Consider the following 13,130-nt stretch of genomic DNA (forward strand, 5'->3'; position numbering starts at 1 on the left):
CGGAGTCACTTGGCGTCCGCGTAGCACTCGACGACCGCCGTGGTGAACGGGAAGCGGACCGGGGTGTCCCCGAAGGCGATGCGGGCCGCCCGGTCGGCGGCGGCGCCGATCGCCTCGGCCACGGCTTCGGCCTCCTCGGCGGGGCAGTGCACGATCACCTCGTCGTGCTGGAAGAACACCAGCTCGGCCCGCATCCCGGCCCCGGCGATGGCTTGGCGCAGGGCCGCGAGGAGCAGCAGCGCCCAGTCGGCGGCGCTGCCCTGGACGACGAAGTTGCGGGTGAAGCGGCCGCGGGCGCGGGAGTTGGTGGAGGCGTAGCTCGGCGTCCAGGCGTCGTCCCGGTCCGGGCGGTCCGGGCGGTCGGAGTGGTCCGGGGGGTCCTGCGGGATGCCGGCCTCGCCGTCCGCGTCGGCGGCGCGGGCGGGCGGGGGACAGGTCCGGCCCAGCCAGGTGCGTACGAGGCGGCCCTCCTCGCCCGCGCGGGCGGCATCGTCCACGTACGCCACGGCGCGGGGGAAGCGGCGGCGCAGGGCGGCCAGGTTCTTCAGGCCGTCGCCGGAGGTCTGCCCGTACACGGCGCCCAGGACGGCCAGCTTGGCCTGCTCGCGGTCGCCGGAGAAGCCGTGGCGGGAGATGGACGTGTACAGGTCCTCCGGGCGGCCGGCCACCTCCATGAAAGCCGGGTCGCGGGAGATCGCGGCCAGCACCCGCGGCTCCATCTGGTCGGCGTCGGCGACGACCAGGCGCCAGCCGGGGTCGGCGACGACGGCCCGACGGATCACCTTGGGGATCTGCAGGGCGCCGCCGCCGTTGGTGACCCAGCGGCCGGTCAGGGTGCCGCCGGGCACGAACTCCGGGCGGAAGCGGCCCTCGCGCACCCAGTCCTGGAGCCAGCTCCAGCCGTGCGCGGTGTAGATCCGGTACAGCTTCTTGTACGCGAGGAGCGGCGCGACCGCGGGGTGGTCGAGGCCCTGGATCTCCCATCGGCGGGTGGAGGTGAGCCGGATCCCGGCCGCGGCGAAGGCCTTGAGCACGTCGGCCGGCAGATCCGGGCGGACGCGGCGGCCGAAGGCGGCGGAGACCTCGTCCGCCAGCTCGGCGAGGCGGCGGGGCTCGCCGCCGCCGGCGTAGCGCTCGCCGAGGAGCTCGGTCAGCAGCGCGCGGTGGACGTCCGCCCGCCAGGGCAGGCCCGCATGGTGCATCTCGGCAGCGATGAGGAACGCGGCCGACTCCGCGGCGGTGAGCAGCCGCATCCGGTCCGGGTGGGCGGTGGCCTCGTGCCGGCGGGCCTGGTCCTCGTAGACGGCGATCAGCGCGTCGAGGGGCAGCGGCGCCGGGCGCGGGTCGAAGAGGGAATCCTGCGCGCCGGGCGCGGCGGAGCGCGCCGGGGGGTCCGGCGGGACCGGGGTGTTCGTGAGGCGGGCCCAGGCGGCCGCGGCCGAGCGGGGCTCCGCCGGGCGGCCCTCGTGGGCGAGGAGGAGCGCTTCGGCGGCCTCGATGTCGTAGCAGCGGTCGATGCGGATGCCGGCGGAGAGGAGGCGGGGGTAGACGGCTGCCGTCGAGCGCCAGATCCAGCGGGTGGAGGCGGGGGCGCGGGCGGTGCGGATCGCTTCCGCGGGGTCGGGGGCGCGGGTGGTGCGGACCGCTTGCGCGGGGGTGTGGGGGCCGGGGGGTCGGGGGGTGAGTTCGGCGGCGTGCCAGTGGCCTTCGGCGTCTTCGGCCAGGGTCCAGCGGGGCACGTGCTCGCTCATGCATGCGAGTGTCCCACCGCGGTCTGACAGCGTCCGGCCGCCGCCCCGGGGGCTCGCGCCGCGGCCATGGGGACAGCGGAGCCGGGCCCGGCTTCCGGGGCGCCGCCCCAGACCCCGCGCCTCAAGCGCCGGCGGGGCTGGGTTTGGCGGAGCGTGGTTGCGGGAGCCGGCGGCACGGCTGGGTTGCCGGGGCTCCGCCCCAGGCCTTGCCGCCTCAAGCGTCGGCTGGGCTGGATTGGCGGGCCCCGCTATGGGGGGACAACGGAGCCGGGCCGGGCTTCTGGGGCTCCGCCCCAGGCCCCGCGCCTCAAGCGCCGGCGGGGCTGGGTTTGGCGGAGCGTGGCTGCGGGAGCCGGCGGCACGGCTGGGTTCTGGGGGCGCGGCTGGCCCAGGCCCCCGTGGCGTAAGCGCCGGTGTGCTGGATTGGCGGCCCCCGCCGTGGGGGACAGCGGAGCCGGGCCGGGCTTCTGGGGCGCCGCCCCATGCCCTGCGCCTCAAGCGCCGGCGGGCTGGACTTGCCGGGCCGTGGCTGCGGAGCTGGAGGCACGGCTGGGGGTGTGGGGGCTCCGCCCCAGACCCCGCGCCTCAGGCGCCGGTGGAGCTGGGTGGGGCGGGGGTGGGGGCGCGTGGCCTGCGGGCCGGGGTTGTTGGGGCTCCGCCCCGAGCCCCGCCGGCTCAAGCGTCGGCGGGGCTCGGGCGGCGGGGTGGTGGGGTGGGCGTGGGAAGCTGGGTGGGTGGTGGATGTGGTGCGGCGCGCCTGTGAGGTTGCGCTTTATGGGGATGGCGATGCCGGGCTGGATGCCGGGGCCTCGTTGCTCGCGGCCGATGGCGCGGCCTGGGGCGGGGTCGCCCGGGAGCTGCTCGCGCGCGGGGAGGCGTACGTACGGCAGGCCTGGGAGCGGGGCTGGCAGCCGGCCGACGTGCAGCGGCTGGTGCGCCGGGACCTCGACGAGCGGCACGTGCGGCTGTTCGCAGACCTGGTGGCGGGGGAGGCCCGGCGGTACGCCACGCTGCCCGAGCGGTGGAGTGACGCCCGCGTCTGGTGGGGCGAGGACGACGCCGCCTACGGGGAGCGGCTCGCGCAGCGGGAGCGGGCGAACCGGTTCGCCCTGGCCACCGCCGTGCTGGAGCTGTTCCGGCTGCTGATCCGGCTGCCGGGCATCGAGCCGGTGGGTCCGGTTCCGGGGGATCCCGCGGCCGATGTGCTCCGGCACGCGCACATCGAGCCCCGCATGCTGGGCCGGATCCGCGCGCTGCTCGCGAAGGCCGAGGCCACGACGTACCCGGAGGAGGCGGAGGCGCTCAGCGCCAAGGCCCAGGAGCTGATGGCCCGGCACACCGTGGACGAGGCGCTGCTCGCCGCCAGCGGGAAGGGAACAGCCCAGGCGCCGGCGGCCTGCCGGATCGGGGTCGAGCCGCCGTACGAGGAGGCCAAGGCGGTGCTGCTCGACGCGGTGGCCGGCGCCAACCGGTGCCGGGCCGTCTGGAACGGTGCCTTCGGGTTCTCGACGGTGGTGGGGTTCGAGAGCGATCTCGAGGCCGTCGAGCTGCTCTACACCTCGCTGCTCGTGCAGGGAACGGCGGCCATGACGCGGGCCGAGGCCGGCCAGCGGGCGGGCGGGCGCAAGCGGACCAAGACGTTCAGGCAGTCGTTCCTGCTCGCGTACGCCAGCCGTCTCGGCCAGCGCCTCGCCGAGACCGCCGAGCACACCGCGGCCGAGGCCCCGGACAACCTGCCCGCCCTGGTGGCCCGCGACGTCGCCGTCACCGCCCGGGCCGAGGAGATGTTCCCCCGCACGACCACGACCCGGCTGCGCGGGGCCAGTGATGCGGCCGGATGGAACGACGGGACCGCTGCGGCCGATCGGGCCCATGTCGGGAGCCGACAGGGGCGCAGGCCGCTGCCGCGGTAGGGCGCCGATGCCGTGCGGGCGTCCGCGCCGGGATGGCCCTCGGGGCCTTCAGGGCCGGGTCCCGTTGCGTCGGCTCCCTCGGCGGGGGCCGAGGACGTCTCGGGCTCCCCGCGCTGCTCGCCGCCTGGGGCTTTCCGGCCCAGCCGTCGCGAGCATGCTGGGCGCCGGCACCCTGCCCCCCTCCGTCTCGCAGGCCGTTGGCCATGCCGCCTGCCGGTCGGGCGTCCGGCGATGCCCGGATCGCCCGGCATGAGGTGCTGGAGCGGCCGGGGGTGGACCGGTGCGTCACCGCGGGCTGTCCGTCTGGCCCGGTGGCTGCCGGAGGCCGGGGGCGCGGGCAATGCTCGCGGATCCGGGCACCCCCCGCTCCCCCCCCCCGCCCCGCCTGCTGCGCCGGGGCCGCCGGGCGGCGAGGCGGGCTCGTGGACCACCTCTCCGGGGTCCTGCGGTGGTGTCGCGACCCGGTCTCGAGCCGTCCAGCCCCTCACAGTGATCAAGGCGGCACCCTCCGCGTGCACGTGCATCTGCCCATGCGGGTGCATCTGAACACAGCTATGATCCGGTGGAGTTGACATCTGCACTATCGGGGGCTTCCTGTGGACCACGCGTACAACGGGATGGCAGCTGCAGAACTCGACGGAGTGACCTGGCAGAAGAGCAGACACAGCAACTCGCAGGGTTCCTGCGTGGAGTTCGCGAAACTGCCGGGAGGCGCTGTCGCCGTGCGCAACTCGCGCTTTCCTGACGGACCGGCACTCGTCTACACGCCGGCCGAGATCGAGGCGCTGCTGCTGGGCGTCAAGGACGGCGAGTTCGACCACCTGATCAGCTGAGGAGCGGAGGGGAGCGGAGGGGAGCGGACTCGCACCACTCAGGAACCGTGCCACTGATCAAGCCATGCACGTGCACTGGCCGGGAACGATCACACAGATCGGTCCCGGCCAGTCGTCGTGTTCCTGCGGTATGCGCGCCGCGTCTGCGGCGGGCGCCGGCGTCCGTCCGCCGCCGTGGCCCGCTCAGTCGCGGAGCATGAACAGCGCCCAGACGACCTTGCCGGTCAGCCGCCCCGCGAGCGGGTGCCAGCCCCAGCTGTCGCTGTACGCGTCCACCAGGAAGAGCCCGCGCCCCGACTCGAGGTCGCAGTTCTCCTGGGTGCGCTCCGGTTCGAAGGATCCGCCCGGCCGGTCCTCGCTGGGGTCGCGCACCGCGCACACCAGGCGGGAGCTCCACCGCATCAGGTGCAGCCGGACCGTGGCCTCCGGCTCACCTGCCCCGGCCCCGCCCCCGGCCCCCGCCCCCGACCTCGGCGCCTCGCCCGGCAGGCCGTGGCGCAGCGCGTTGGTGACGAGCTCGGACACGACCAGGGCCACGTCGTCGAAGCGTTCGTCCAGGCCCCACTGGGCCAGCGTCGAGCGGGTGAACGAGCGGGCGCCGCGGACCGCCTCGAAGCGGGCGGGCAGGGCGCAGGAGGCAGACCCGGACACAGCCGTGGGGTCGACCGGGGGCAGCCCCTGCCGTAACGGCTCGAGCATGGTCGATCCATTCGTCCCCATGCGAGGCACTCCCGGGATTCGCGGACGGAGCGGCGGTGTGCGTCCAGAAAGAACAGCGGGGTGGGTCCGGCGCCGGCGCGAAGAGCACGCAGGTGCGCGGCACCATCGTTCCGAATGCAGAAGCTGGATGCAAGGGCAGATGCACGTGCACGCGCCGGACCTGTCCCCTCCCGTGATGGTTCTTGCTCATTTCTTCCTACGCACGCTTACGGACTTCTTCTGCGGTCGCCCGGATTCCGTTACAGAACGAGTACGGGCCGATGCGTTTTGGTGGCAGACTGCGGTGCCTGGGGTTCGGGGGCCCAGCGACGCAGCACACGCGCAGACCACGCGTATCCATGGCGATGGGGAGGGCAGGACTAGTGACCGCAGAGGCAGGCGGTTCCGTGGTGCGCCGCATCCTCCTGGGCTCGCAGCTCAGGCGACTCCGAGAATCCCGCGGCATCACCCGTGAAGCGGCCGGCTACTCGATCCGCGCATCCGAATCGAAGATCAGCCGCTTGGAGTTGGGAAGGGTGAGCTTCAAGGCACGAGACGTGGAGGACCTCCTCACGCTCTACGGAGTCACGGACGGCGCGGAGCGCGAGTCCCTGCTGGGGCTCGTCCGCGAGGCCAACGCGGCGGGCTGGTGGCACAGTTACGGCGACGTGCTGCCCGGCTGGTTCCAGACGTACATCGGGCTGGAGGGCGCCGCCTCGCTCATCCGGATCTACGAAGTGCAGTTCGTCCACGGCCTGCTGCAGACCGAGGCCTACGCCCAGGCCGTCGTGAGCCGCGGCATGCCCGGCGCCTCCCAGGCCGAGATAGACCGCCGCGTCGCGCTGCGCCTGGAGCGGCAGAAGGTGCTCGTCTCCGAGAGCGCACCGGTCTTCCACGCCGTCCTCGACGAGGCCGCCCTGCGCCGCCCGTACGGCGACCGCGACGTCATGCGCGGCCAGCTGGAGCACCTGATCGAGGTCTCCCAGCGGCCCAACGTGCAGCTCCAGGTGATGCCGTTCTCCTTCGGCGGCCACGCCGGCGAGAGCGGTGCCTTCACCCTGCTGCGCTTCCCCGAGTCCGACCTGCAGGACATCGTCTATCTGGAACAGCTCACCAGCGCCCTCTACCTCGACAAGGACGAGGAAGTGGCGCAGTACGAGCGGGCGATGGCGCGGCTGCAGGCCGACTGCCCGGACCCCGGCCAGACCCGGGATCTTCTGCGCGGACTCCTCCAACTGTCTTGATTCGCACGTAGTATGACGTCTGATCAGTGCATGACCGATCGGTCTCCGGTGCAGCGCACGGGTGCGCGCTCGCAGTAAGGGATGGCATGTCCATATTCGAGGACCTGGCTCACCAGTACATCGACGGCAAGTGGCTGGCCGGTACCGGATCGTGGGACATCATCGACGTCAACCCCTACAACGGGGAGAAGCTCGCGGCCATCACCGTGGCCACCGTGGAGCAGGTGGACGAGGCCTACCGCGCGGCCGAGCGGGCCCAGAAGGAGTGGGCCGCGACCAGCCCCTACGCCAGACGTGCCGTCCTGGAGCGGGCCCTGCGGATCACCGAGGAGCGCCAGGAGGAGCTCGTCGAGGCGATGATCGACGAGCTCGGCGGCACCCGGTCCAAGGCCGAGTACGAGATCTACCTCGCCAAGGAGTTCCTGCGCGAGTCGATGCAGCTGGCGGTGCGCCCCGAGGGCCGGATCATGGTCTCGCCGGTCCCCGGCAAGGAGAGCCGCGTCCAGCGGCTCCCCGTGGGCGTGGTGACCGTGATCAGCCCCTTCAACTTCCCGTTCCTGGTCACGCTGAAGTCGGTCGCCCCGGCCCTCGCCCTCGGCAACGCCGTCGTGATCAAGCCGAACCAGAACGCGCCCGTGATCGGCGGCGGGGTCATCGCCAAGATCTTCGAGGACGCGGGCCTGCCGGCCGGGCTGCTCGGCGTGCTGGTCACCGACATAGCCGAGATAGGCGACGCGCTCCTGACGCACCCGGTCCCCAAGGTGATCTCCTTCGCGGGGTCCGACCGCGTCGGCCGCCACGTCGGCGCGGTCGCGGCCCGGCACTTCAAGCGGACCGTCCTGGAGCTCAGCGGCAACAGCGCCCTCGTCGTCCTCGACGACGCCGACATCGACTACGCCGTCGACGCGGCCGTCTTCAGCCGCTTCGTCTACCAGGGCCAGGTCTGCATGGCCGCCAACCGGATCCTGGTCGACGCCTCCGTCGCGGAGGAGTTCACCGAGAAGTTCACCGCCCGCGTCCGGGCCCTGAACACCGGCGACCCCCGCGAGGCCGGTACCCACATCGGCCCCCTGATCAACTCCTTCCAGGCCGACGCACTGACCGCCCTCGTGGACCAGGCCGTCGCCTCCGGCGCGCAGGCCCTCGTCCGCGGGTCCACCCGCGGCAACCTCGTCGAGCCGACCGTGCTGGCCGGGATCCCCGAGGACTCCCCGCTGCTCGGCCAGGAGATCTTCGGCCCGGTCGCCCTGCTGGTGGTCTTCGACGGCGAGGAGGAGGCCGTACGGATGGCGAACGCGACCCCGTACGGGCTCAGCGGCGCCGTCCACACCGGCGACGTGGAGCGCGGCGTCCGCTTCGCCCAGCGGATCGAGACCGGGATGATGCACGTCAACGACTCCACCATCGGCGACGAGCCGCTCGCCGCGTTCGGCGGGGAGAAGGCCTCGGGGCTGGGCCGGCTCAATGGCGAGGCAACCGTGGAGGCCTTCACCACCCAGAAGTGGATCTCCGTCCAGCACGGCCGGAGCAGCTTCCCCTTCTGACCGCCTGCGGGCCCGTTCCGCTTCCCCCTCCGCCCCCCTCGCCCCACCGGTCGCTCTAGACTCGGCGGAGTCGGCGGCGGGCAGCGCTTCGGGGGAGTTTCGAGTTGAGCAACATTCCGGAGACGGGGCGCACGCCCCGGGTCCAGAACCGCCTGGTGGTCATCCAGGTGGTCGTCTTCTCGCTGCTGCTCACCCTGGGCGGCCGCCTGTGGTACCTGCAGATCCGCAACGGCCAGGAGTACACGGACGAGGCGAAGAACAACCACGTCCAGCAGGTCGTCCAGCCCGCCGTGCGCGGCTCGATCCTCGACGCCCGCGGGGTTCCGCTCGCCGACAACGAGACGCGCATGGTGGTCTCCGCGAGCCGTACCGACCTCAGCAAGATGAAGGACAAGGGCAGGGAAGTCCTCACCCGCCTCGCCGGGGTCCTCGGCCTCAAGCCCGAGGACGTGGTCAACAGCGTCCGGCTGTGCGACGCCAAGACCCCCAAGCCGTGCTGGAACGGCTCCCCGTACCAGCCGATCCCCATCACCGACGAGGCCACCACCGACCAGGTCCTGGAGATAAGGGAGCACGCCGAGCGGTTCCCCGGCATCACCGCCGAGCCCACCGCCCTGCGCCGCTACCCGGCGCCGGAGCAGGCCAACACCTCCCAGGTCCTCGGCTACCTCTCGCCGGTCACCGACGCGGAGATCGCCAAGGCGAAGAAGACCGACTCGCCCTACCTGCGCTCCGACCAGGTGGGCCGCTCGGGCCTGGAGCGCACGTACGACAAGGAGCTGCGCGGCAAGGCCGGCATCACCCGCTACGAGGTGGACAACCTCGGGCGGGTCATCGGCCAGGCCCAGGCCGACAAGCCCGTCCCCGGCGCGAACCTCGTCACCTCGATCGACGCCCGCGTCCAGGCGGTCGCCGAGCGCGAGCTGAACAACGCGATGGTCGAGGCCCGCAAGGGGTACGACAAGAACACCCACCGCAACTACGAGGCCGACGCGGGCGCGGTCGTCGTCATGGAGGCCAAGACCGGCCGGGTGGTCGCGATGGCCTCGAACCCGACCTACGACCCCAACGCCTGGGTCGGCGGCATCTCCGCCAAGGACTACGCGGCCCTCACCGACAAGGACTCCAACTACCCGCTGCTCAACCGGGCCATCCAGGGCCAGGCCGCCCCCGGCTCGATCTTCAAGGTGGTCTCCTCCACGGCCGCGGTCAACGCCGGATACCCCTTCAACGGCCGCTACGGCTGCCCGAGCTCGTACTCGGTCGGCCGCCAGACCTTCACCAACTTCGAGTCCCAGGGCTACGGCGACATCACCATCGGCCGCGCCCTGGAGGTCTCCTGCGACACCGTCTACTACGCCATCGCCGACCAGGAGTGGAAGAAGGACGGCGGCATCAACCCGAAGAAGGACCCCGCCGACTGGTTCTTCAAGACCGCCCGCCAGTTCGGCCTCGGCAAGGCGACCGGCATCGACCTGCCCAACGAGGTGAACGGCCGGGTCCCCGACCGCCAGTGGAAGAAGGACTTCTTCGAGGCCAACAAGGCCGCCTGGTGCCGGGACGGCAAGAAGGACGGCAGCTACGCCGAGAGGATCGCGTACGAGAACTGCCGGCAGGGCAACCAGCTGCGCGAGGGCGACGCCATCAACTACTCCATCGGCCAGGGCGACACCCTCGTCACCCCGATCCAGATGGCCTCCGTCTACGCGGCCATCGCCAACGGCGGCATGCTGCACCAGCCCACCATCGGCAAGGCGGTGGTCAGCGCGGACGGCACCTCGGTCAAGGAGATCGCCCCGAAGGAGCAGGGCCGGCTGCCGATGGACGCGGAGCTGCGCGACGACATCGACGCGGCGCTCGCCTCGGTGGTCACCTCCGGCAGCGCCGCCTGGCGGTTCGGCGGATGGCCGCAGAAGCAGATCCCGATGCACGCCAAGACCGGCACCGCCGAGGTCCAGGGCAAGCAGACCACCTCGTGGTTCGCCTCGTACACCGAGGACTACGCCATCGTCATGACCATCTCCCAGGGCGGCACCGGCTCGGGCGCCTCCGGGCCGGCCGTCCGCCACATCTACGAGGCGATGTACGGGCTCGACGAGAAGGGCGCCCAGGACCTCTCCAAGGCCCTGCTGCCCCAGCCGATGACGCAGCTGCCGGCCATCCGCCCGGACGGTGCGAACTGACCGCGCCCCCGGGCATTTAGGACACGCCCTGACCTCAATCCTCCGTAGTGTGGTTCGTGTCAGCGGGACGACCCACAGAAAAGGCGGTTGGTCATGGCTCACCTCTCCGAAGAGATCGCGGGCGACGAGCGCGGCACGCTCCTGCTCTTCGTCGAAGCCCAGCGCACGGCGATCCGCGAGTCGCTGGCCGGGCTCACCGAGGAGCAGGCGGCGAGCCGGCCCAGCGCCAGCGAGCTGTCCCTGTCCGGGCTGCTCAAGCACGTCGCCGAGGTCGAGCTGGGCTGGCTGCGGATGGCGCAGCAGCGGAAGAACGAGATCCAGCGCACCCCCGAGACCTGGGGCGATTCCTTCCGCCTCGTCGGGGACGAGACCGTCCCCGCCATCCAGGCCTTCTGGGACGGGGTCACGGCGGAGCTGACGGACTTCGTCCGGGCGCTGCCCAGCCTCGACGAGACGTTCCCGCTGCCCGAGGCGCCCTGGTTCCCCAAGAACGGCAAGGTCTCGATGCGCTGGATGCTGCTGCACCTGGTGGAGGAGTTCGCGCGCCACGCGGGCCACGCGGACGTCATCCGCGAGTCCCTGGACGGCACCAAGGCCATGGGATAGCCCTCGGGGACGACTTGCACCTCACGCAACGTGAGGCGGCACAGTCGGTGGCGTACCGAAGAAGAAGGGCGGAAGCCATGAGCTACTCCGTGGGACAGGTCGCCGGATTCGCCAAGGTGACGGTGCGCACCCTGCACCACTACGACGAGATCGGCCTGCTCTGTCCGAGCAGCCGCAGCGGGGCGGGGCACCGGCGTTACGACGACGCCGACCTCGACCGGCTGCAGCAGATCCTGTTCTACCGGGAGCTCGGCTTCCCCCTCGAAGAGGTCGCGGCCCTGCTGGACGACCCGGACGCGGACCCGAGGGAGCACCTGCGCCGGCAGCACGCCCTCCTGTCCGACCGGATCGACCGGCTCCGGCAGATGGCCAAGGCCGTGGAACACGCCATGGAGGCACACAAGATGGGCATCAACCTCACGCCCGAGGAGAAGTTCGAGGTCTTCGGCGACTTCGACCCCGACCAGTACGCCGCGGAGGCGCAGGAGCGCTGGGGCGACACCGAGCAGTACAAGGAGTCCGCCCGCCGGTCGGCCTCGTACACCAAGGAGGACTGGCAGCGGATCACGGAGGAGGCCAACGGGATCCACGGCCGCCTCGCCGCCCTGATGGACTCCGGGGCAGCCGCCGGTTCCGAAGCGGCCATGGACCTCGCCGAGGAGCACCGCGGCTGGCTCAACCGGAACCACTACACCTGCGCGTACGAGATGCACACCTGCCTCGGTGAGATGTACGTGTCGGACGAGCGGTTCGCCGCGTTCTACGAGGCCATCCACCCGGGCCTCGCCGTGTTCCTGCGGGACGCGATCGTGGCGAACGCCGCCCGCAACGCCTAGCACGGGGCCCCGCCGGGCCCCTGCGCCCGGCAGCCCTCCCCGGCCGCCATCCGGTACCTGGAACCGGGTGGTGGCCGAGTGCGTTGATAATTGAGACGATCCCCTTCGTCCGCCCCACCCCCCTCCACCCCCGCGGACGCCCCCCGATCCAGGAGAGACCCGCACCCGTGTACACGCTTGCGCTCGGCCCTGAATGGCTGTCCCCGGACTATCTGATCTCGCACTTCGGCCTGATCGGCATCCTGGTCATCGTCTTCGCGGAATCGGGCCTCTTCGCCTTCCTGCCCGGCGACTCGCTGCTGTTCACCGCGGGCCTGCTGGTCGCCAACGGCGAGTACATCAAGCAGCCGCTGTGGCTGGTGTGCACCCTGATCGCGGCCGCCGCGATCGTCGGCGACCAGGTCGGCTACATGATCGGCAAGTTCTTCGGGCCGAAGCTCTTCAACCGGCCGAACTCGAAGCTCTTCAAGCGGGAGAACCTGGACAAGGCGCACGAGTTCATGGACAAGCACGGCCCGAAGGCCATCGTGCTCGCCCGCTTCGTGCCGATCATCCGCACCTTCGGCCCGATGGTCGCGGGCGCCGGCTCGATGAAGTACCGCACCTTCCTGACGTACAACATCATCGGCGGTGTCGCCTGGGGCGCCGGCATCACGATCGCCGGCTACTGGCTCGGCCAGATCACCGTCATCAAGGACAACGTCGAGGCGATCCTCGTCCTGATCGTCCTGCTGTCCCTCATCCCCGTGGCCTTCGAGGTCCTCAAGGCCCGCAAGGAGGCCAGGGCCGCCGGGGCCGGCGCCGCCGGTGTCCCGGCCCCGGGCGAGCGCCGCCGCCACGCCAAGCGCTGACCCCTCCCGAACCCGCCCACACCCCCCCTGCGCCCCGGAGCCCCTGCGGTCCCGGGGCGCAGGCGCGTCCGAGGCCGGTGTCAGCGGGCCTGGGCGTCCTGTGCGCGCAGGGCCGCCTCCAGCCGGGCGATGTCCTCGGCGTCCTTCGGCCGCCGCGGCAGCCCCGGCACCCAGACCGGGGTCATCCGCTTGATCTCGATCTGGGCGGCGGGGCTGACGATCGGGCACCGCACGGCCCCGAGGGAAGCGGGCGGGGCGTCGAGCATGCCATCCGGCCAGGGCTCTCCGGCCCAAGGGCCGCCGGCGACCACGACCCGCCCGGCGCGGTCCCGGTCCAGCAGGGCGAACTGGCTCGCCACACCGTCCCGCACGAAGTCGAGCTGCTGGTCAGGAGGCGGGCCGGGCAGCGGCTCGTGGCCGCGGCGCAGCAGCTCCGCCGCCAGCCGGGGCGCGTGTGCGGCCCAGGTGAACCAGTCGAGGTCCTCGTGGTCGCGCGTGGGTTCGCCGAGGAAGAAGTCCATGGCCCAGCCTCCGCGGAGCCACACCTGCGCCCCGGCGGCTTCGGCGGCCTCCCCCGTGTCGGCGATGAGCCGCAGCTGGAGTGCGGTGCGCTCGGTGTCCATCAGCGCAGGCTACGCGGCAGCCTCCGGCCGGCATCCGGATTTCGCCC

Annotated in this window: 10 protein-coding genes and 1 pseudogene; 8 read left to right on the forward strand and 3 right to left on the reverse strand. The window is 72.3% G+C overall.

The features are described from left to right. Positions 1 to 5: 5 nt before the first annotated feature. On the reverse strand, positions 6 to 1,751 hold the full coding sequence (locus AB0953_RS02860; protein WP_366857564.1) for a bifunctional 3'-5' exonuclease/DNA polymerase: 1,746 nt from the start codon (positions 1,749 to 1,751) through the stop codon (positions 6 to 8). A 734-nt stretch (positions 1,752 to 2,485) separates the two neighbouring features. Between AB0953_RS02860 and AB0953_RS02865 the strand changes: the two genes are divergently transcribed. After that, positions 2,486 to 3,664 carry a DUF2786 domain-containing protein gene (locus AB0953_RS02865; protein ID WP_366857565.1) on the forward strand — a complete coding sequence of 393 codons (1,179 nt, stop codon included), beginning with the start codon at positions 2,486 to 2,488 and terminating at the stop codon, positions 3,662 to 3,664. Positions 3,665 to 4,281: 617 nt separating this feature from the next. Beyond that, on the forward strand, positions 4,282 to 4,497 hold the full coding sequence (locus AB0953_RS02870; protein WP_360631634.1) for a DUF397 domain-containing protein: 216 nt from the start codon (positions 4,282 to 4,284) through the stop codon (positions 4,495 to 4,497). A gap of 183 nt (positions 4,498 to 4,680) precedes the next feature. On the opposite strand, the gene AB0953_RS02875 is transcribed toward AB0953_RS02870, so the two are convergent. Beyond that, positions 4,681 to 5,217: an ATP-binding protein gene (locus AB0953_RS02875; RefSeq protein ID WP_366857566.1), complete on the reverse strand. Its 537-nt coding sequence runs from the start codon at positions 5,215 to 5,217 to the stop codon at positions 4,681 to 4,683. A 344-nt stretch (positions 5,218 to 5,561) separates the two neighbouring features. Here AB0953_RS02875 and AB0953_RS02880 point away from each other — a divergent pair, with 344 nt between their 5' ends. The 6 genes and pseudogenes from AB0953_RS02880 to AB0953_RS02905 all read left to right on the forward strand — a co-directional run. Next, a complete protein-coding gene (locus tag AB0953_RS02880) occupies positions 5,562 to 6,440 on the forward strand; it encodes a helix-turn-helix transcriptional regulator (RefSeq protein WP_366857673.1) in 879 nt (292 codons plus the stop codon). 86 nt (positions 6,441 to 6,526) lie between these two features. Continuing rightward, positions 6,527 to 7,984 carry an aldehyde dehydrogenase family protein gene (locus AB0953_RS02885; RefSeq protein WP_366857567.1) on the forward strand — a complete coding sequence of 486 codons (1,458 nt, stop codon included), beginning with the start codon at positions 6,527 to 6,529 and terminating at the stop codon, positions 7,982 to 7,984. Between the two features lie 104 nt (positions 7,985 to 8,088). Then, on the forward strand, positions 8,089 to 10,167 hold the full coding sequence (gene mrdA, locus AB0953_RS02890) for a penicillin-binding protein 2 (RefSeq protein ID WP_366857568.1): 2,079 nt from the start codon (positions 8,089 to 8,091) through the stop codon (positions 10,165 to 10,167). A 93-nt stretch (positions 10,168 to 10,260) separates the two neighbouring features. Then, positions 10,261 to 10,773, forward strand: a complete 513-nt coding sequence (locus AB0953_RS02895; RefSeq protein WP_366857569.1) for a DinB family protein — start codon at positions 10,261 to 10,263, stop codon at positions 10,771 to 10,773. Positions 10,774 to 10,850: 77 nt separating this feature from the next. After that, positions 10,851 to 11,609 (forward strand): MerR family transcriptional regulator, encoded by a 759-nt coding sequence (locus AB0953_RS02900; protein WP_366857570.1) that lies wholly within the window; start codon positions 10,851 to 10,853, stop codon positions 11,607 to 11,609. A 167-nt stretch (positions 11,610 to 11,776) separates the two neighbouring features. After that, a pseudogene (locus AB0953_RS02905) lies at positions 11,777 to 12,409 on the forward strand (VTT domain-containing protein); the annotation flags it as partial. Between the two features lie 131 nt (positions 12,410 to 12,540). Here AB0953_RS02905 and AB0953_RS02910 read toward each other — a convergent pair. Next, positions 12,541 to 13,083 carry an aminoglycoside adenylyltransferase gene (locus AB0953_RS02910; RefSeq protein WP_366857571.1) on the reverse strand — a complete coding sequence of 181 codons (543 nt, stop codon included), beginning with the start codon at positions 13,081 to 13,083 and terminating at the stop codon, positions 12,541 to 12,543. Positions 13,084 to 13,130 lie beyond the last annotated feature (47 nt).

This window comes from Streptomyces sp. NPDC046866, assembly GCF_040704625.1.
GTDB lineage: Bacteria > Actinomycetota > Actinomycetes > Streptomycetales > Streptomycetaceae > Streptomyces.